Genomic DNA, 19,652 nt, shown 5'->3' with positions numbered 1-19,652 from the left:
TGACCTGCGATGACGACACACGACGCATGGGTGCGCCGCGAGGTTCGCCGCAGCGACCCCGCCCGGACCGTCGACATCGCCGGCACCCCGTGGCCCCTCTACAAGCTGGAAGCGCTGGCCGTCGCGCTGCTGGTCTTCGTCACGATCCTCGTCGTCACCCAGACGCTGCAGGCGGCCGTCCTCACCGCCGCCGCGGTGGCCGTCGTGGTGTGGTGGGCGCGGCGCCTCTTCCCGCCGCGCCCCTAGCCGTCACACGGACAGGCAGCTCGGCCCGAGCAGCGCCTTCAGATCGCCCATCAACGCCGACGACGGTTCCACCCGGAGCACGTCGTCGACCTTCCACAACGTGACCTCGGTGCCGCCGATCAACCGCACATGCACGTCCGATGTGCCGGGATGGCGCGTGAGCACCTGACGCAGCGCACCGAGCTTGTCCTTGGTGCACTGACGCAGCGGCAGACTGACCGCCAGCGGCTTCGCGACCCCCACCGCGGAGAGGTCCGGTACCGCAAGGTCGTTGGCGATGAGCGAGATCCGGTCGTCCCGGATCGACACGCGCGCCTTGACGAGCACGACGGAGTCCTCCGTGACATCCATCCCGTACACCGAGTAGGCCTGCGGGAAGAACAGCACCTCGATACCACCGGTCAGATCCTCGAGCTGCGCGGACGCCCAGGTGAGACCGTTCTTGTTGATTCGCCGGTTCACCGACGCGAGGATGCCGCCGACGGTGACCTGGGTGCCGTCCTTGATGTCGCCTTCGAGGATCGTCGGGATCGCGGTGTCGGACTGCGCCGACAGCACGTGTTCGACGCCGTTGAGCGGGTGCCCGGACACGTACAGTCCCAGCATTTCCCGCTCCAGCGCCAACCGGTGCTTCGAGTCCCACTCCTCCTCGGGGATCTTCACGTTGAACACCGAGGAGATCGACTCGTCGGCGTCGTCGCCGCCGAACAGGTCGAACTGTCCGATCGCCTCCGCCTTCTTGGTGCCCATCACCGCGTCGATGGCGTCGGCGTGGACGAGCATGAGTCCCTTGCGCGGATGGCCCAGCGAATCGAAGCCGCCTGCCTTGATCAGCGACTCGGTGACCTTCTTGGAGCAGGCCGCGGCGTCGATCTTGTTGAGGTAGTCGGAGAAGTCGACGAACTTGGACTTCTCCTTGCGCGCCTTGATGATCGAGCCCACGACGTTGGCGCCGACGTTGCGGACGGCGCCCATGCCGAACCGGATGTCCTCACCGACGGAGGCGAAGTTGACCTCCGATTCGTTGACGTCCGGCGGCAGAACGGTGATCCCCATCTTGCGGCAGTCCGCGAGGTAGATGGCGGCCTTGTCCTTGTCGTCACCGACCGAGGTGAGCAGACCGGCCATGTATTCGGCCGGATAGTTGGCCTTGAGATACCCGGTCCAGAACGACACCAGGCCGTATCCGGCCGCGTGCGACTTGTTGAACGCGTACCCGGCGAACGGGAGGATGGTGTCCCACAGCGCCTTGATGGCGGGCTCGGAGAATTCGTTGGCGAGCATGCCCTCGCGGAAACCGGCATACGCCTCCTCCAGCACCGAGAGCTTCTTCTTACCCATCGCCCGGCGGAGAATGTCGGCCTGTCCGAGCGAGTACCCGGCCACCTTCTGAGCGATCTGCATGATCTGCTCCTGGTAGACGATCAGGCCGTACGTGTCGGCCAGGATCTCCTTCAGGGGCTCCTCGAGCTCCGGGTGGATGGGTTTGACCTCTTGCCGCCCGTTCTTGCGGTCGGCGTAATCGTTGTGCGCGTTCATGCCCATCGGACCGGGCCGGTACAGGGCGAGCACCGCGACGATGTCCTCGAAGCCGGTGGGCTGCATGCGGCGCAGCAGGTCGCGCATCGCGCTGCCGTCGAGCTGGAACACGCCGAGAGTGTCTCCGCGCGAAAGCAGTTCGTACGTGGCCGCGTCGTCGAGCGCGAGGGTGTCGAGATCGAGATCGATTCCCCGGTTCGCCTTGATGTTGTCGATGGCGTCACCGATGACGGTGAGGTTCCGCAGTCCGAGGAAGTCCATCTTCAGCAGGCCGATGGCCTCGCACGACGGGTAGTCCCAGCCGGTGATGATGGCGCCGTCCTGGGCGCGCTTCCACACGGGAATCGCGTCCATCAGCGGTTCGGACGACATGATCACCGCGCAGGCGTGGACGCCGGCGTTACGGATCAGGCCTTCGAGCCCCTTGGCCGTCTGGTAGATCTTCGCGACGTCCGGGTTGGAGTCGATGAGGGCGCGAACCTCCACCGCTTCCTTGTAGCGCTCGTGGTTCGGGTCGGTGATGCCGGACACCGAGATGTCCTTGGCCATGATCGGCGGCGGCAGCGCCTTCGTGATCTGGTCGGCGATCGCGAAACCGGGCTGGCCGAACTGGACTCGGGCGGAGTCCTTGATGGCGGCCTTCGTCTTGATCGTGCCGAATGTGATGACCTGCGCGACGCGGTCGCTTCCCCACTTGTCCGTCGCGTAGCGCACCATCTCGCCGCGACGGCGATCGTCGAAGTCGATATCGATATCGGGCATGGAGACGCGCTCGGGGTTCAGGAACCGCTCGAACAGCAGGCCGTGCGGGATGGGGTCGATGTTGGTGATGCCCATCGCGTAGGCGACGAGCGAACCGGCCGCCGAGCCTCGGCCGGGGCCGACGCGGATGCCGACCTCCCGGGCGTGGTTGATGAGGTCGCCGACGACGAGGAAGTAGGCGGGGAAACCCATTTCGAGGATGACGCCGATCTCGTAGTCGGCGCGGGCGAGGTACTCCTCCGGAGGTCCGTCGGGGAACCGGCGGTCCAGTCCGCGCATGACCTCCTTGCGCAGCCAGGTGCCCTGCGTCTCGCCGTCGGGGACCGGGAAGATCGGCATCCGGTCGTGGTGCGCCCACACGTCGTCGTACGACTGGACCCGCTCGGCGATCAGCAGTGTGTTGTCGCATGCGCCGGGCACCTGGTCGTCCCACAGGGCCCGCATCTCCGCGGCGGATTTGAGGAAGTAGCCGTCGCCGTCGAATTTGAACCGGGTGGGGTCGGACAGCGTCTTCCCGGTCTGGATGCAGAGGAGGGCCTCGTGGTTCTCCGCTGCCTCCTTGGTGACGTAGTGGCAGTCGTTGGTGGCGAGCGGCGGAATCTCGAGCTTCTTACTGATCTCGAGCAGGCCCTCACGGACCCGTCGCTCGATCGACAGTCCGTGGTCCATCAGCTCGAGGAAGAAGTTGTCCTTACCCCAGATCTCCTGCCACTTGGCGGCGGCCTCGAGTGCCTCGCGGTCGTGGCCGAGTCGCAGCCGGGTCTGGATCTCCCCGGACGGGCAGCCCGTGGTCGCGATGATGCCCTCGTGGTGGGTGGCGATGAGCTCTTCGTCCATACGCGCCCACTTGCCGAGCTGTCCCTCGATCGAGGCGAGCGAGGACAGCTTGAACAGGTTCCGCAGACCGGTCGCGTTCTCCGCGACCATCGTCATGTGGGTGTACGCACCGCTACCGGAGACGTCGTCGGACTTCTGGCTGCGGTCGCCCCACAGCACACGCTTGGTGTTGAAGCGGGACTCGGGCGCGATGTACGCCTCGATGCCGATGATCGGCTTGATGCCCTGCTTCTTCGCCACGTTGTAGAACTCGCTGGCGCCGTACATGTTGCCGTGGTCGGTCATGCCCACCGCCGACATCCCCAGTCGCTCGGCCTCTTCGAACAGGGGGCCGACCTTGGCCGCACCGTCGAGCATCGAGTACTCGGTGTGATTGTGCAGATGTACGAACGAGTCAGCCACGTGCGCCTCTCTGAAGGTCTGGGAGCCTCACGAGTGTAGGCCCTCGGACCGACAGCACCGGTCGCCGACGGCGGGTGTCGGCGAAGTCGTGACGCGAGTTACGGGACGGACGCCTGGGACGGTTCGATCTTTCGCCGCTCGCGCCGGACCCGTACCAGCGCATCGGTACTGAAGATCGCGAGTGCCACCCAGATCAGCGCGAAACCGATCCACAGCGACGCCGGCATGTCCTCGTGGAGGACGGCGACACCCCACGCCATCTGCAGCGCCGGCGTCAGGTATTGCAGCATGCCGAGTGTGCGCAACGGCACCCGTTGCGCCGCCGCGCCGAACAGCAACAGCGGCAGCGCGGTCACCGGTCCCGCGGCCATCAGCAGCAGGGTGTGACCGAGCCCGAACCCGAGGAACGTGCCTGCCCCGGTGAGGGCCAGGAACACGAGGTAGCCGACCGCGACGGGCGCGGCCACGATCCCCTCCGCGGTGAGGCTCGTCCGCGGGTCGAGCGGCACCACCTTCTTGCACAGCCCGTACAGCGCGAACGAGGCGGCCAGGGTCAGCGCAATGTACGGCGGATGCCCGTAGTCGACGGTGATCACGATCACCGCGACGGCGGCGAGCGCGAGCGCGACGATCTGGGCGGGGACGAGCCGTTCCCGGAAGATCACGACCCCGAGCAGCACGCTCACCAACGGGTTGATGAAGTAGCCGAGCGCCGTCTCGACCACCCGGTCCGAGGTGACCCCGTAGATGTAGGTGCCCCAGTTCACGGCGATGGCCATCGATGCGGCCGTGACCAGCAGCCAGGTGCGCGCGCTCAGCCCCCGCAGCGACCGGAGCCGGCCCGAGACCGCGAGGACGACGAACATGAGCGCGAGAGTCCACACCACCCGGTGCGCGAGGATCTCGACCGACCCGGCCGGGCCGAGCAGTCCGAAGAATGCCGGGAACGCGCCCCACAGCACGTAGGCGCCGACTCCGCAGGCGGCGCCCACACTCTCCGCCTGCCTCGCCTTCACGAACCGCTCCCCGGGACGATGCCGTCGTCGGGGCCGGGCCCGACGATCTCGACCTGCTCCGGCAGCAGTGGGCGCACGGCGAACCGCCCGGCGACGGCGTCGGCGCCGAGTGCCTCGACCGCCCGGACGTCCGGGGCGGACCGCAGCGCGGTGAGGGCTTCGCGATCGCCGCGGACGACGACGCCGATCACGCAGGCGCAGTTCCGCGCGAGTTCCGCCGACGACACCGCCGCGATCTGCGCCTGCCGCTCCGTTTCGCCCGTCACCGCCTGGGCGCGTCCGGCGGCCAGGGCGCTCGCCCGTGCGAGCGCCGCGTCGCCTGCCGCGACGGGCACGGAGACGAGGGGTGTCTGCACCCGGTCCAGGGGCACGCGGAAGAGAACCTGCGACACCCGGATGCCGGACGCGACGTCCCGGACGGCCTCCGTCGTCACCGGGCGGGTGAACGAGACCAGCGCCCAGTGCTCTCGGCGCCCGTCCGCCGCGTCGAGCGATCGGTCCGCCCGGGCCAGATAGTCGGCCACCACTTCCCCGTTGTCCGGTCCCAGGGTGTCCGTCGACACGGGCGCGCGCCGGACGGGATGCAGCACTCCGAGCACGACCGTCACCGCGATCAGGACGACGGCGGTGAGCACTGCCGGCACCGCGGTACCGCTCGAGTGCGGGCGCCTCACCTCAGCTCGCCCGCAGGACCTCGAGAGCGTCCTCGAGATCCTTCGGGTACTTGGACGTGATCTCGACCCACCGCCCGTCCGCGGGATGCGCGAAACCGAGCGACCGGGCGTGCAGCCACTGCCGTTCCAGCCCGAGTCGTTCCGCCAGCCGCGGATCGGCCCCGTACGTGAGGTCGCCGCAGCACGGGTGCCGCAGTGCGGCGAAGTGGACGCGGATCTGATGGGTCCGACCCGTTTCGAGGTGGATGTCCAGCAGGCTCGCCGCCTGGAACGCCTCGACCGTGTCGTAGTGGGTGATGCTGGGCTTGCCGTCCGCGGTGACGGCGAACTTCCAGTCGTTGCTGCGGTGCCTGCCGATCGGCGCGTCGATGGTTCCGCTGCTCGGATCCGGGTGACCCTGCACCAGCGCGTGGTACCGCTTGTCGATGGTCCGCTGCTTGAATGCGCGCTTGAGGAGGGTGTAGGCGCGTTCCGACGTGGCCACCACCATCACTCCGGACGTGCCGACGTCCAGGCGGTGCACGATGCCCTGCCGTTCGTGCGCACCGGACGTCGAGATCCGGAAGCCCGCGGCGGCGAGACCGCCGATCACGGTCGGACCGGTCCAGCCCACGCTGGCGTGGGCGGCGACACCCACCGGTTTGTCGACGGCGACCACGTCGTCGTCGGCGTACAGGATCTCCATGCCCTCGACGGGTTCCGCCTCGATGGTCAGCGGACGCGGCGGTTCGGGCAGTTCCACCTCGAGCCAGGTGCCTGCGGACAGGCGATCGGACTTGCCGACGGGTGCGCCGTCGACGAGCACCGAACCTTCCTCGGTGAGCTGAGCCACCGCGGTGCGCGACAGGCCGAGCAGTCGAGCGAGGCCGGCGTCGACCCTCATCGCTTCGAGCCCGTCCGGGACCGGCATCGACCGTGTTTCCCTCACTTCTCTACCCCCTTACGTGTTCCGTCCGGTTCCAGCCCTATCAGGGTGAGCACGACGAGCAGGATCGCACCGCACACGATGCCGGAATCCGCCACGTTGAACACCGGCCACCAGCCGACGGAGACGAAATCGACGACGTGACCCTGCATCACTCCCGGGGCCCGGAAGAACCGGTCGACGAGATTGCCGAGCGCGCCCCCGAGTACCAGCCCCAGACCGAGCGCCCACCACGGCGACCGCAGCGTGCGGCCGATGCGGACGACACCGATCACCACACCCACGGCGACGAGCGTGAGCAGCCACGTCATGCCGGTGGCCATGGAGAACGCCGCACCCGGGTTGCGCACGAGCCGCAGTGAGACGACGTCCCCGATCAGCCAGACCGGCCGGCCGGGCTCGATGTTGGCGACGGCGAGGATCTTCGTCAGCAGGTCCGTGGCCAGGACGGCACCTGCGATCGCGAACAGCAGAAGCCTGCGCTGATGCTTCACCGGCTGGGGCGCTGCGGTGCCGGACGGGTCACCGTCGTTTCGGTCTTCTGCGTCGGTCTCGTTCTCTGCCGTGGGGTCTTGACTCACCCGTTCATCATCCACTACGGAGGCAAGCCTCCGTTCACGCGCTCCCGCGCGCACTAACCTGGGGGCGTGCCACTGTTCTCGAAAGCTCTGCGACCCGGATTCTGCCTACTCGCCACAACCCTCTCCCTGGTCGCTCTGACCGCCGGGTGCGGAGGTGACGGCGACTCCTCGGAGTCGAACCCCGCAGGGTCCACGTCCACTCCCGCCGAAGTGACCGTCCCGATCTCCGCCACCACCGTCGAACTGATCCAGCCCGGCGAGGAACCGCGCGAGGTGATCCAGCGCAGACCGCCGGTGGGGGTCACGCAGCAGGTGCAGCTGACCACCGACGCGCAGGTGTTCCAGCAGATCGACGACCAGCCCGCCCAGGACTTCTCCTCACCCGAGATCACACTCCCGCTCACCGCCGCCGTCGGGCAGGCCACCGACGACACGGACGGCGGCACCACCGTCGACCTGACGCTCGGTGACGTCACCAGCCCCGACGACCGCCTCGGCAGCGCGCTCGAGGCCAGTGCCGGTTCCGGCGCCGGCTTCACGGTCGACCCGACCGGTGCGATCACCGCGCTGCGACTGCGCCCGGACGCCGAAGCCCAGGACATCGCCCGCTCCGCGATCGAGCAGGCTTTCTACCAGGCCGTGTATCGCACGGTCCCGTTTCCGGCGGAACCCGTCGGGGTGGGCGCCCAGTGGACGATCCGCCAGCAGGTGATGAGCGGCATCGCCCTCGACCAGACCACCGTGGCCACCCTGACCGCCCGGGACGGCAACCGCCTCACCGTCGACTACACGATCGACCAGAAGCCGAAGTCCCCGGTCTGGGAGCTGCCCGGCGAGGCAGGCACGCTGAACGTCGACCAGTACGTGATGCAGGGCTCGGGCACGATGACCGTCGACCTCGGCCTGCCGCTGCCCGTCACCGGGGCCGTGACGGTGGGCGGCGACCAGGAGTACAGCGACCCGGACGGCGCCACCCGCCTGCACCAGACCACGTCGAACTCGGTCCGGTGGGGTTCCTGATGCGCCGCGGACCCGTCGCCGTCTCCTGCTGCCTGTTCGCCGTGCTCACACTGTCGTCGTGCTCGTCGAACGCGTCCGGCGACGCCGGCGACGCCGCCTCACTCGCGCCGCTCGGACCGGTGGTGACCGCCGCACCGGACACGGCGGGCACACCGTTCGCCGATCAGGCCGCACTGAAGGCGGCCCTGCTCGACATCGGCGACCTTCCCGTCGGATTCACCCCCGCGCCCGATCCCGAGGACGATCTGGGGCTGCCTCCGGCGTCGGAGTCGGCGGACTCCGACAAGTCGAGCACGGATCCCGCGGAATGCGGCGCCGTGCTGTCGCCCGTCGCGGATCAGCGACCGGGCGCGGTGGCGTCGGCGTCCGGCTGGTTCACCGGTCCCGACTTCGCGACCATCGACCAGGACGCGGCGAGCTACGGCACCGGCACCGACGCGTCCCAGGCCTTCGCGGCGGTGCAGGACCGGCTGGTGGGATGCACCGAGTACACCGGCACGGACGCCGACGGCGTGCAGGTGCAGTACCGGGTCGGCGGCCGCGAGCAGCAGCCCGCCGGTGACGCGTCGGTGGCATTCCGGCTCGTCACCACCAGCGAGGGCGTCAGTCTCGTCTCGGACGTGGTGGTGGTCGTCGTCGGGAGCACCGTCACCCAACTGGTCGCGACGGGCCAGGACCCGATCGACGCAGGCGTCTTCGGCGACCTGACGAGCACCGCCGTGGTGAAGCTCGCGCCCGCACCCGCCGGCTGACCGACCCAGGCCATAAGCGACCGATGCCGGTGTCCCCGAGGGGACACCGGCATCGGTGCGAGAACGCGGCGATCCGTCAGGACCGCGCGGTTCGGCCTGGAATCAGGCAGGGCATGCAGGCGAGGTCAGCTGCGCGAGCGACACGATCTGGCATGCGGTGATCTTCGACAGCTTCCACGTTCCGTTCTCGCCGGGAACGAAGATGGCCGGAACGCCACCCTGCTGGACCTGGCCGTTGACGGTCAGCTGCAGCTGGCCGCTGGCGGTGCCGTCACCGTTGTCGATGACGGGGTCGAGAACGGTGACCTCGGCGTTGTTGGCCTTGGCTGCGGCGGCGACCTGGTTGATGAGCTCCGGATCCTGCTCCGAGCCCTCGACCATCGCGGACTTGACCTCGAGCGGCGTTGCCGGATCGAGGCCCTGCACCAGAAGCGCGTTGAGATCGGCCGCGGTGGGCACCTCGATGGCTTCCGAGGTCTCGGCAGCTGCGGAAGTCGTCGTCGTGGTCTTGGTCGCCGTGTCGCTTTCGTCGGAGCCACACGCGGACATCGTGAGGGCTGCGGCGATTGCTACTCCGGCAACCGTGATCTTACGAAGCTTCAACTCAATAACCTCTTCATTCTCGGTGTTCGTTCTCGGACGATCTGAGCATCTATCGCTACCCGGGCCAACATTACCCAAGGGTAAGCATCAGCGCCCGAGGCTACCTTCTCGTGGAGCCGGTCTCCACTCCTTCGTCCGGGCGGTGGATCCGGTCACTCGAGCGAGCCTTCCACATCGGCCCGTTCGAGTTGTACGTCGTCCTCCTTGAAGGTCCGCGCCTTCCCCGGACCCGTTGTGCGCGTTTCGAATCGGACGGTCACGACACCGTGGCCGGCTCCCTGTACCCAACCGTGGCCGAAGTCCGGGTGCGTCACGTCGAGACCGGGATGCCACCGGGTGTCGATCGCCCGGGCGGGTGCGGGAACGGGCGCGGAGGGGCCGTCGTCGGCGCCCGCCATCGTGATCTTCGACTCCTGATAGCCGGGGACGTCCAGGTCCAGTTCGGGGAACAGCGAACCCTGGCGGACCGTCGACAGTCCGGCGAATCCCACCCCGACCAGACGCACCGGCCCGAGTTCGAGCGGATCGATCACCTGGCGCTGCGCCGCCGCAACGAGGATCTGACGGTCGAGGGTCGCGTAGGGCAGCGTGACCGAGCGCGTCACGATGCTCATGTCCGCCTTCTTCAGCTTGAGCACCACCGTCCGCGCCGCCCGGCCGTCCTTCTGCAGGCGCACGAACGCGGACGCCGCGCTCGACTCGACGGCACCCCGCAGCTCCGCCATCGTGACGATGTCGGTGGCGAATGTCGTCTCCGCACTGACCTGTTTGGACTCGGCGCGTTCGGCGACGGGCCGATTGTCGATGCCCTGAGCCAGCCGGTGCAGGCCCGGTCCGACCGTGGTGCCCAGAATGGACGCCACCTCCGATTCCGGGGTCCGCGCGAACCCGCCGATGGTCTCGATGCCGAGGCGCTTCAGCTTCTCCTCCGCGACGGGGCCGATGCCCCACAGCTTCCGCACCGGAAGCTCGTCCAAAACCGCATGCTGCTCGTCCGGCGAAATCACCGTGATCCCGTCGGGTTTGGCCAGACCGGACGCGATCTTGGCCACCTGCTTGCCCGACCCGGCGCCGATGGACGCGACCAGTCCCGTCTCCTCGAGCACCAGGGCACGCAGTCCCTCGCAATAGCGTTGCACCGCGGCCGCATCCGCCCCAGCCAATTCGGTGGGTTCGCCGAACGCCTCGTCCATCGACAGTTGCTCGAGCACCGGCATCGGACCGCGGAGAGCGTCGAACACGGACTTGCTCAACATGCCGTAGAGGCGACCCCGCGGCGGCAGCACCACCGCACCCGGACCCACCAGCCTGCGGGCCTGATGCATCGGCATGGCCGAACGCGCTCCGAACACCCGCGCCTCGTAGCTGGCCCCGGCGACGACGCCGCGTCCGCCGAGACCACCGACGAGAACCGGGCGGCCACGGAGTGTCGGCCGGGTGAGCTGCTCGACCGACGCGAAGAACGCGTCCATGTCGAGGTGCAGCACCCACCGACGACTCACCTGGTGCAAAATACCCGCCCGGTCCGACAGGTCACGCCTTGGCGATCGCCGCCCGCACACCCTCACCGAGCTCGACGGCGTCACCCGGCGCCTCGGCCAGTTCCAGCTCGACGGCGAGGATCTCGCCCGCGATCAGCTCCCGGTGCGCGAGCGCCCAGTCCCGCCGCTCCGCGGGCACGTCGAGGACGACGGTGATCCGATCGGACACCTCGAGCCCGGCGGCGCGCCGCGCGTCCTGCAACTCGCGGATCCGGTCCTTCGCCCAGCCCTCGGCTTCCAGTTCCTCGGTGACCGCCGAGTCCAGGACGACCAGACCGGCCCCGTCGGGCAGGGCTGCCGTCGACTCCGGTTCGGCGGCCACGAGCCGCTGCGTGTACTCCTCCGGCAGCAACTCGATCCCCGCCGCGACGACGACGCCGTCCGAATTCTCCGACCAGTCACCGGCCTTCACGGCCTTGATGACGGTCTGCACGTCCTTGCCCAGGCGCGGTCCCGCGGCGCGCGCGTTGACGACCAACTCGAACCGGCCGTGCACGTCCACGTCGGTGGTGAGGTCGACCTTCTTGACGTTGACCTCGTCGGCGATGAGACCCAGGTACGGGCGCAGGCGCTCCGCGTCGTCGGACGCGACCGTCACCTCGGGCAGCGGCAGCCGCACCCGGAGATTCTGCGCCTTGCGCAGTCCCAGCACCGTCGAGCACACCGACCGCACCTCGTCCATCGCCGACACCAACTCCGCATCCGCCGGCAGCTCACCCGCGGTGCTTCCGGGTCGCTCCGCAGGCTCCGCTCCCGCCGGCCAGTCCGCGAGATGCACGGACCGTCCGCCGGTCAGTCCCCGCCAGATCACCTCACTGACCAGCGGTAGCAACGGAGCGGCGAGCCGGGTGACCACCTCGAGCACCGTGTGGAGGGTGTCGACGGCGTCCTTGTCTTCGTCCCAGAAGCGCGAACGCGACCGCCGCACATACCAGTTCGTCAGCGCGTCGCAGAACGTGCGCAGTTCGTCGCACGCCCCGGCGATGTCGTTCGCCTCGAGCGCACCGGTGATGGCGTCCCGGGTTCCGGCCAGCTTCGCGAGGATATACCGGTCCAGGACGTTCGCCGAATCCGTGCGCCACTCACCGGACGTGGGCGCGTACAGCTGCAGGAAGCTCCACGCGTTCCACAGCGGCAGCAGCGCCTGCCGGACACCCTCGCGGATGCCCTGTTCGGTGACGACGAGGTTTCCGCCGCGCAGGATCGGCGAGGACATGAGGAACCAGCGCATGGCGTCCGAGCCGTCGCGCTCGAACACCTCCTTCACGTCCGGGTAGTTGCCCTTGGACTTGCTCATCTTCAGTCCGTCTTCGCCCAGGACGATGCCGTGGGCCGCAACGGTCTTGAAGGCGGGACGATCGAACAGCGCCGTCGCCAGCACGTGCAGCGTGTAGAACCAGCCGCGGGTCTGCCCGTTGTACTCGACGATGAAATCGCCCGGGAAGTGACTGTCGAACCACTCACGGTTCTCGAACGGGTAGTGCACCTGCGCGTAGGGCATGGACCCGGACTCGAACCAGCAGTCGAGGACCTCCGGCACACGCCGCATCATCGACTTCCCGGTCGGGTCGTCCGGGTTCGGGCGCACCAGATCGTCGATCATCGGCCGGTGCAGATCCGTCGGCCGCACACCGAAGTCGCGTTCGAGTTCGTCGAGCGAGCCGTACACATCGGTGCGCGGGTACGCCGGGTCGTCGGACACCCACACCGGAATCGGGCTGCCCCAGTACCGGTTGCGGCTGATGTTCCAGTCGCGGGCACCCTCGAGCCACTTGCCGAACTGGCCGTCGCGGATGTGCTCGGGCACCCACGTGATGTCCTGGTTCAGCTCCACCATGCGGTCGCGGAACTTGGTGACCGCGACGAACCACGACGGGACCGCCATGTAGATCAGCGGCTGCCCGCTGCGCCAGCTGTGCGGGTACGAGTGCTCGATCGTCTCGTGCCGCAGCAACTTTCCAGCAGCCTTGAGGTCCTTGATGATCACCGGGTTCGCGTCGAACACCTGGAGACCCTCGTAGGGCGGCACCATCGCCGTGAACTTGCCGCCCGGGTCGAGCGGCTGCACGATCTCGATCCCGTTCGCCGCGCAGTACTCCATATCCTCTTCACCGAAAGCCGGTGCGAGGTGGACGATTCCGGTACCGGACTCGGTGGTGACGTAGTCGGCGGAGATGACGCGGTGCGCGTTCTCGTGACCGACGAAGAAGTCGAACGGCGGGTCGTAGCGGAGCCCGACGAGGTCCGAACCCTTGTGCTCGGACAGCACCTCGGGCGTCTCACCGAGTTCGCGGGCGTAGTGCCCCAGCCGATCCTTGGCGAGCACGTAGCGCTTACCGTCGGCGCCCGTCACCTGGACGTAGTCGATGTCCGGGTGCACCGCGACAGCGAGGTTGGACGGCAGCGTCCACGGCGTCGTGGTCCAGATGATCGCGTTGGCGCCGTCGAGCGGGCCCTCGCCGTGCAGCGGCATGTCGACCGTGACGGCGGGATCCTGGCGCATCTTGTACGCGTCGTCGAGCCGGGTCTCCTGGTTGGACAGCGGCGTCTGCTCGTACCAGCTGTACGGCAGCACACGGAAGCCCTGGTAGATCAGGCCCTTGTCGAACAATTCCTTGAACGCCCACATGACCGACTCCATGAAGTCGAGGTCGAGTGTCTTGTAGTCGTTGTCGAAATCGACCCACCGGGCCTGACGGGTGACGTAGTCACGCCACTCGTCCGTGTAGCGCAGCACGGAGGACTTGCAGTACTCGTTGAACTTCTCGAGACCCATGACGTCGATCTCGGACTTGTCCTTGATGCCGAGTTGCTTCTCGGCCTCGAGTTCGGCGGGCAGACCATGGCAGTCCCAGCCGAATCGGCGCTCGACCTTGTTGCCGCGCATGGTCTGGAACCGCGGGATCAGGTCCTTGACGTACCCCGTCAGGAGGTGGCCGTAGTGCGGGAGACCGTTCGCGAAGGGCGGACCGTCGTAGAACACGAACTCGGGCGCGTCGTCGCGCTGGGCGACCGACGCCCGGAAGGTGTCGTCCTCGTCCCAGCCGGCCAGCACACGCTGCTCGATCTGAGGGAACCGGACACCCGCATCCTGCGAGACGCCGTAGTCGACCTTGGGGTAGGACTCGTTGCTGCTGGTCACGTTGCTGGTGTCGGTCACCGCGATCTCCTCGTGCCTGACGTACTCGGCACGGGGACGACGGAGACGCCTCCTGCGTCACCACCGCGGTACCACCCCGCTTGCACCCCGGAGGGCGCCTCTCGGTGCCGGGCTGTGACGGGCCCACCCGTTCGGTTCTACTGAGCCGGCGTGCCGGCCGTTCTTCCGAAGGCTCCCCGGTGATGGCCGGATCGTCGCCGCGAAACTCGGTTACTGAATTACTCGCTGAATGCAGTCTAGCCGCCACCGGCGTGCGGCAGCTCAGTCGCCCTCGTCGGATCCGGGCGTCGTGTCCGTGTCCCGTGCGGGACCACGTTCACCGGGGACACCGCTCGCGGGTTGCCCGGGCACCGCCGCCGCCTTCTTGCCCGCGAGGGCGCTGACGAGCAGCAGGACCGCTCCGGCGACGCACACTACGATACATCCCCAGGCCCACACGACCGAACCGGTCATGAGAGCCACCACCAGGAGAGCGAACCCCACCGCTGCAAGAGCGAGTGTCACGACCAGCACGGCTCAACCTCTATCCGGGCCGCTGGCTGGGCAACTACCGCGCGCTCAGTCAGCTATTGCCCTTGGCGTAGGACTGGCTGTAATTGGACTGCGATCCACCCTGCGCGAACGAATCCTGACCGCCGTCCACCGGAACCGCGGATCCCCGCTGCTCCAGCTCTTCGAGCTGCGACTCCAGGTACGACTTCAGGCGCACCCGGTACTCGCGCTCGAACGTCTTGAGCTGCTCGATACGGCCCTCCAGCACGGAACGCTGCTGGTTGATCGTCGCCATGATCTCGGTGTGCTTCTTCTCCGCGTCCGCCTGCAGCGCGTCGGCCTTCTCCTTGGCCTGGCGCAGCTGGGTCTCGGAACGGGTCTGAGCGTCGGTGATCAGTGCTTCCGACTTCTGGCGGGCGTCCGCGATCATCGTCTCGGAACGGGTCCGCGCATCGCTGACCAGCTGCTCCGAGTTGGTGCGCGCGTTGCCGAGCAGCTGCTCGGACTCCGTCTTCGCGTCACTCGTGAGGCGGTCCGCCATCTCCTGGGCGAGACCCAGAACCTTGGCGGCCTGCATGTGAGCGTCGGCGCCCTGCGCGGGGGCTGCCGCAGCAGCAGCGGCGGGAGCCGGTGCCGGCGCGGGAGCCTTGGGCTGCTCGACGACGCGAGCCGGCTCCGCCTTGGGAGCGGGAGTCTGTGCCGCGGACGCAGGGCGTGGAGCCTTCTTCGCATCGGCGAGCTCCTTGTCGAGCTCCCCTACTCGCTGCCGAAGGTCGGCGTTCTCCTCGATCAGGCGCGACAACTCTTGCTCGACGAGGTCGAGAAACGCATCGACTTCGTCTTCGTTGTAGCCCCGCTTACCGATCGGTGGCTTGCTGAACGCGACATTGTGCACATCAGCGGGAGTCAGCGGCATGGAAGGATCCCTTCACGCGTCATTTGGCGGTCTAGCAAGCATTCAGTTACAGCGCAGTCTACGTAACGGTGAAACAAGACTGGATCAATGGGGTCCATTCTGTCACACCAGACCCGTAGCACGCGCTTGTCCCTGAACGATCGACATCAGGATGAAGACGATGAACAGCAAGACCATGATGGATAGATCCAACCGCACCCCACCGAGATTGATCGGGGGGATCAACCGCCGTAGCAGTTTGACCGGTGGATCGGTGACCGTAAAAATCGCCTCGAGAATGACGACCACGACGCCGGTTGGCCGCCAGTCTCGTGCGAAGGTCCGTACGAACTCGACAATGATTCTGCCGATGAGTAGCAGCCAAAAGACAAACAGTATCAAGTAGATCACCGAGAACAAGGCCACACCTTCACTCTGCCTGAGAATGTCCGGCCGATCAAAACGAGCCGCGTGGCCAGGGCTTTCTCCGCCACAGCCGCCGCGGCCCGCGTCGTTTCGGACGTTCGGATCCCGATGGTCGTTTTCCCCGCTCCCCGGTTTACTTCTGGCTGTAGAAGCCGGTTTCCGCGATGCGGCGACGCTCCTCGGCGGACACGTCGATGTCTGCGGGTGAGAGCAAGAACACCTTCGTGGCCACCTTGTCGAAGGACCCGCGCAGCGCGAATGCCAACCCGGCAGCGAAATCGACGAGGCGCTTGGCGTCGGCGTTGCTCATCTCGACGAGGTCCATGATGACGGGAGTGCCGTCACGGAACCGCTCGCCGATCGTGCGGGCCTCCCCGTAGTCGCGGGGGCGCAGCGTGGTGATCTTGGACAGCGGGCCGCCCTCGTCGAAGAGGGGTCCGCGACGACTCTCCACCCGCTCGGACCGCGTGTCGACGGCCAGCGCACCGCGGGTGCTGCCGCGCACCGCACCGCTCGCGCTGGGACGGGCCGACCGGACGGCCACGGGTTCCACCCGGGACGAGTGCCGGGGGCCGTCGTACCGGTCGAAGTCGTCGTCGAGGTCGTCCCGGCGGCCGGGAGCGTAGGCAGCCTTACTGAAGGCCGGTTCGGCGAAGTCACGGTCGTCGCGGTCGAGGTAGGGATCACGTCCACTGTCGCGGGCCGGTCGAGCGGGCCTGCGGGCAGGTTCCGGCTCGTCCAGGTACTCGTCCTCGTAGTCGTCGAGGGGAACCATGCCGAAGTAAGCCTTGAACTTGTGCAGACTGCTCATTGATCGACCTTCCTTGGCGCGGCGGACAGGATCCAACTGCGACCGGTCGCAGCGGTGTGGACGGGTTGGCGATCACCTGGGCGATCTATTTCGAGGTTATAGGCCTCGAACCCAACAGCGCGGTTCCGACACGCACGCACGTCGACCCGTGTCGGACAGCGTGCTCGAGATCATTCGTCATGCCCGCCGAGAGTTCCGTCGCATCAGGATGGTCGCGCCTCAGCCGCGCGTGTATCTTCTCCAGTTCCTCGAACGCCGCATCCGGGTCGGCATCGATCGGCGGAACCGCCATCAGCCCGCGGTATTCGAGTCCCGGCGACGACTGCACCTGCGCGGCAAGATGTTCGAGGTCGGCGATCGCGGCACCGCCGCGCTGCGGATCGCCGTCCAGACTGACCTGCAGCAGCACCCGCAGCGGCTCGGGCCGCTCCCCCGCCTCGAGTGCCGTGGTCGCCGCGCGACCGAGGGCGCCGACGAGGCGTTCGCTGTCCACCGAGTGGATGGCATACGCCCAGTGCGCGACGGCCTTCGCCTTGTTGCGCTGGAGGTGTCCGATCATGTGCCACCGCACCGACGGATCCGTCACCGCGGTCCGGAACTCCGCGATCTTGGCCGTGGCCTCCTGCTCCCGTGACTCCCCGAACTCGCGGCACCCGAGGTCGTACAGGATCCGCGCGTCGGATTCGGGGAAGAACTTGGTGACGGGCAGCAGCGACACTTCCGCGGGGTCGCGGCCGGCGTCCCGGCACGCCGCGTCGAGCCGTGCGCGCACGGCGCCGAGCGCAGTCTCGATCTCCCCGACCCTGCTCATCGTTTCCACTCCCACACCGAATCCCTCGCCGCCACCGGCGGCACTCGTCACACGCTGTCTTGCCCAGTATCCATCCAGATCACCGCCGCGAGCCGACCGGTCGGGGCCTGCCTGCGATGACTGAACAGTGTCTGGTCCTCGATGGTGCAGCGCGGATCCTCCGCCACTCCCGCGACACCCGCGTCGAGCAGCTGCTTCCGCAGGCCGGCCCGCAGGTCCAGGCCGGGGGTGCCCTTGACGGTGCGGGTGGCGCTGCCGGGAAGGAACTTCTCGACGTCCGCCTGCATCGCCGCGGGGACCTCGTACTGTCGGCCGCTCGCCGCCGGACCCAGGAACGCGCCGATCCGGTCGAGCCGCGCCCCCTGCTCGACCATGACGTCGAGCACCCGCGGGACGATGCCGATGCGGGCACCGATCCGGCCGGCGTGGACGGCGGCGATCACCCCGGCCTCGTCGTCGGACAGCAGCACCGGGACGCAGTCGGCGCTGAGGGTCGCGAGCGCGAGCCCCGGCACCGTCGTCACCAGCGCGTCCGTGGCGGGCACCGGCGCGTCGGTGGGGCCGTCGACCACGGTCACGGTGCGACTGTGGATCTGCTCCATCCAGACCAGATGGTCGAAGGCCACGCCGATGTTGTCTGCCAGTCGACGCCGGTTGGCCTCCACCGCGGCCGGATCGTCGCCGACGTGATCACCGAGGTTGAACGTGTCGTACGGTGCGACGGAGTGCCCTCCGGCACGGGTGGTGACGACCCGGCGAACCCTGAAATCGGGGGCGGACGGTGAGCTCAACGACGCATGAAGGAGGGCACGTCGACTTCGTCTTCACCCTCCTCGTCGGACACCGGCACCGCGCGGGACTGACCGTTTCCCGGCAGTGGCGGGAGACTGCTCGGGCTCTGGTGGGAGCTGATCGTCTCTCGGGTCACCGACATCGGCTCGCTGTGCTGCTGCTCGGCGGACTGTCCTACCTCGCCTGCCCGCCCGGCTCCGATGGCGCTGCGACCGGCAGCGCCCGACTCGACCGGCCGGCGGGCGGGGGCGCCGCCGTCGAACCCGGCGGCGATGACGGTGACCCGCACCTCGTCGCCGAGCGAATCGTCGATGACGGTGCCGAAGATGATGTTGGCGTCGATGTGGGCGGCTTCCTGCACCAGCGACGCCGCCTCGTTGATCTCGAACAGGCCGAGGTCGCTGCCACCGGCGATCGAGAGCAGCACGCCGCGCGCACCCTCCATCGACGCCTCGAGCAGCGGAGAGTTGATCGCCGATTCCGCGGCCTTGATGGCCCGGCCCTCGCCGCGCGAGGATCCGATGCCCATCAGCGCGCTACCCGCGCCGGACATGACGCCCTTGACGTCGGCGAAGTCGACGTTGATCAATCCGGGGGTGGTGATGAGGTCGGTGATGCCCTGGACACCGTTGAGCAGGACCTCGTCGGCGCTGCGGAACGCGTCCATGAGGCTGACGGCGGCGTCGCCGAGTTGCAGGAGGCGGTCGTTCGGGATCACGATGAGGGTGTCGCACGATTCGCGCAGCGACTGGATACCGGTGTCGGCCTGGCCGCCGCGGCGCTTGCCCTCGAAGGAGAAGGGGCGGGTGACGACACCGACGGTGAGGGCTCCGAGCTTGCGCGCGATACTCGCGACGACCGGTGCGCCACCCGTACCCGTGCCGCCGCCCTCGCCTGCGGTCACGAACACCATGTCGGCGCCCTTGAGGACTTCCTCGATCTCGTCCTTGTGGTCTTCTGCGGCCTTGCGGCCGACTTCGGGATCCGCGCCGGCGCCGAGCCCGCGGGTGAGTTCCCGGCCGACGTCGAGCTTGACGTCGGCGTCACTCATCAGCAGCGCTTGCGCGTCGGTGTTGACGGCAATGAACTCGACTCCCTTGAGTCCCTGCTCGATCATCCGGTTGACTGCGTTCACGCCGCCGCCGCCGATGCCGACGACCTTTATTACGGCGAGGTAGTTGTGCGGGGGCGTCATCGGCTCTCGCCTTCCATGAGTGTGTATCACGCTTTCGTACAGATCGGTCCAGCCTGAACCCTCAACCTCAACCATAGGGTTACGGTTATGTCAAGTGCTGCTCGACTAGAGCGAAACGCTATGCACCGGCACAGGGATACGCCATTAGGCGCGCCGAGACGCGCCGAGTTAT

18 protein-coding genes are annotated in these 19,652 nt (G+C 68.0%); 3 read left to right on the top strand and 15 right to left on the bottom strand.

Features of this window, described 5'->3' with window-relative positions; all coding sequences use genetic code 11:
- The first annotated feature begins 9 nt into the window (after positions 1–9).
- Entirely contained in the window at positions 10–246 is a 237-nt protein-coding gene (locus WKC72_RS17705; RefSeq protein ID WP_128641972.1) for a hypothetical protein, read from the top strand.
- Positions 247–249: 3 nt separating this feature from the next.
- Here the strand turns inward: WKC72_RS17705 and dnaE are convergent, their stop codons facing one another.
- From dnaE to lspA, 5 genes are all read right to left on the bottom strand, one after another.
- Positions 250–3,786 (bottom strand): DNA polymerase III subunit alpha, encoded by a 3,537-nt coding sequence (dnaE, locus tag WKC72_RS17700; RefSeq protein WP_370183681.1) that lies wholly within the window; start codon positions 3,784–3,786, stop codon positions 250–252.
- A 98-nt stretch (positions 3,787–3,884) separates the two neighbouring features.
- Complete coding sequence (gene rarD / locus WKC72_RS17695; protein ID WP_370183678.1) at positions 3,885–4,802, bottom strand: EamA family transporter RarD; 918 nt, start codon at positions 4,800–4,802, stop codon at positions 3,885–3,887.
- Entirely contained in the window at positions 4,799–5,476 is a 678-nt protein-coding gene (locus WKC72_RS17690) for a hypothetical protein (protein WP_112299720.1), read from the bottom strand. Before WKC72_RS17690 ends, rarD begins: the two co-directional genes overlap by 4 nt.
- Position 5,477: 1 nt before the next feature.
- Positions 5,478–6,404, bottom strand: coding sequence for an RluA family pseudouridine synthase (locus tag WKC72_RS17685; RefSeq protein ID WP_037226659.1), 927 nt, complete (start codon positions 6,402–6,404; stop codon positions 5,478–5,480).
- A complete protein-coding gene (gene lspA, locus WKC72_RS17680) occupies positions 6,401–6,997 on the bottom strand; it encodes a signal peptidase II (protein ID WP_174233796.1) in 597 nt (198 codons plus the stop codon). Before lspA ends, WKC72_RS17685 begins: the two co-directional genes overlap by 4 nt.
- A 51-nt stretch (positions 6,998–7,048) precedes the next feature.
- Here lspA and WKC72_RS17675 point away from each other — a divergent pair, with 51 nt between their 5' ends.
- A complete protein-coding gene (locus WKC72_RS17675; protein ID WP_112299723.1) occupies positions 7,049–8,002 on the top strand; it encodes a hypothetical protein in 954 nt (317 codons plus the stop codon).
- Positions 8,002–8,754, top strand: coding sequence for a sensor domain-containing protein (locus tag WKC72_RS17670; RefSeq protein WP_370183672.1), 753 nt, complete (start codon positions 8,002–8,004; stop codon positions 8,752–8,754). The genes WKC72_RS17675 and WKC72_RS17670 overlap by 1 nt, the downstream gene beginning before the upstream one ends.
- 102 nt (positions 8,755–8,856) lie before the next feature.
- Here the strand turns inward: WKC72_RS17670 and WKC72_RS17665 are convergent, their stop codons facing one another.
- From WKC72_RS17665 to ftsZ, 10 genes are all read right to left on the bottom strand, one after another.
- Positions 8,857–9,357, bottom strand: a complete 501-nt coding sequence (locus tag WKC72_RS17665) for a hypothetical protein (protein ID WP_005247603.1) — start codon at positions 9,355–9,357, stop codon at positions 8,857–8,859.
- A 152-nt stretch (positions 9,358–9,509) separates the two neighbouring features.
- A complete protein-coding gene (locus WKC72_RS17660; protein ID WP_370184390.1) occupies positions 9,510–10,844 on the bottom strand; it encodes a DNA polymerase IV in 1,335 nt (444 codons plus the stop codon).
- A 46-nt stretch (positions 10,845–10,890) separates the two neighbouring features.
- Complete coding sequence (ileS, locus tag WKC72_RS17655) at positions 10,891–14,058, bottom strand: isoleucine--tRNA ligase (protein WP_112299725.1); 3,168 nt, start codon at positions 14,056–14,058, stop codon at positions 10,891–10,893.
- 261 nt (positions 14,059–14,319) lie between these two features.
- Positions 14,320–14,571 carry a hypothetical protein gene (locus WKC72_RS17650; protein ID WP_128641967.1) on the bottom strand — a complete coding sequence of 84 codons (252 nt, stop codon included), beginning with the start codon at positions 14,569–14,571 and terminating at the stop codon, positions 14,320–14,322.
- Positions 14,572–14,620: 49 nt separating this feature from the next.
- The gene (locus WKC72_RS17645; RefSeq protein ID WP_005247608.1) at positions 14,621–15,466 is read right to left on the bottom strand and encodes a DivIVA domain-containing protein; all 846 of its coding nucleotides are present in this window, start codon (positions 15,464–15,466) and stop codon (positions 14,621–14,623) included.
- Positions 15,467–15,568: 102 nt separating this feature from the next.
- Positions 15,569–15,871 (bottom strand): YggT family protein, encoded by a 303-nt coding sequence (locus WKC72_RS17640; protein ID WP_005247609.1) that lies wholly within the window; start codon positions 15,869–15,871, stop codon positions 15,569–15,571.
- Between the two features lie 133 nt (positions 15,872–16,004).
- On the bottom strand, positions 16,005–16,682 hold the full coding sequence (locus WKC72_RS17635) for a cell division protein SepF (protein WP_005574458.1): 678 nt from the start codon (positions 16,680–16,682) through the stop codon (positions 16,005–16,007).
- 85 nt (positions 16,683–16,767) lie between these two features.
- Positions 16,768–17,493 carry a YggS family pyridoxal phosphate-dependent enzyme gene (locus WKC72_RS17630; RefSeq protein ID WP_370184387.1) on the bottom strand — a complete coding sequence of 242 codons (726 nt, stop codon included), beginning with the start codon at positions 17,491–17,493 and terminating at the stop codon, positions 16,768–16,770.
- Between the two features lie 47 nt (positions 17,494–17,540).
- Positions 17,541–18,284, bottom strand: coding sequence for a peptidoglycan editing factor PgeF (gene pgeF / locus WKC72_RS17625; protein ID WP_037226651.1), 744 nt, complete (start codon positions 18,282–18,284; stop codon positions 17,541–17,543).
- Positions 18,281–19,480, bottom strand: coding sequence for a cell division protein FtsZ (gene ftsZ, locus WKC72_RS17620; RefSeq protein ID WP_037226649.1), 1,200 nt, complete (start codon positions 19,478–19,480; stop codon positions 18,281–18,283). Before ftsZ ends, pgeF begins: the two co-directional genes overlap by 4 nt.
- Positions 19,481–19,652 lie beyond the last annotated feature (172 nt).

Origin of the sequence: Rhodococcus wratislaviensis (assembly GCF_041228765.1) — a bacterium.
GTDB lineage: Bacteria > Actinomycetota > Actinomycetes > Mycobacteriales > Mycobacteriaceae > Rhodococcus_F > Rhodococcus_F wratislaviensis.
Note: the sequence above shows the minus strand (reverse complement) of the source record. Positions and strands in the feature narration are given on the sequence as shown.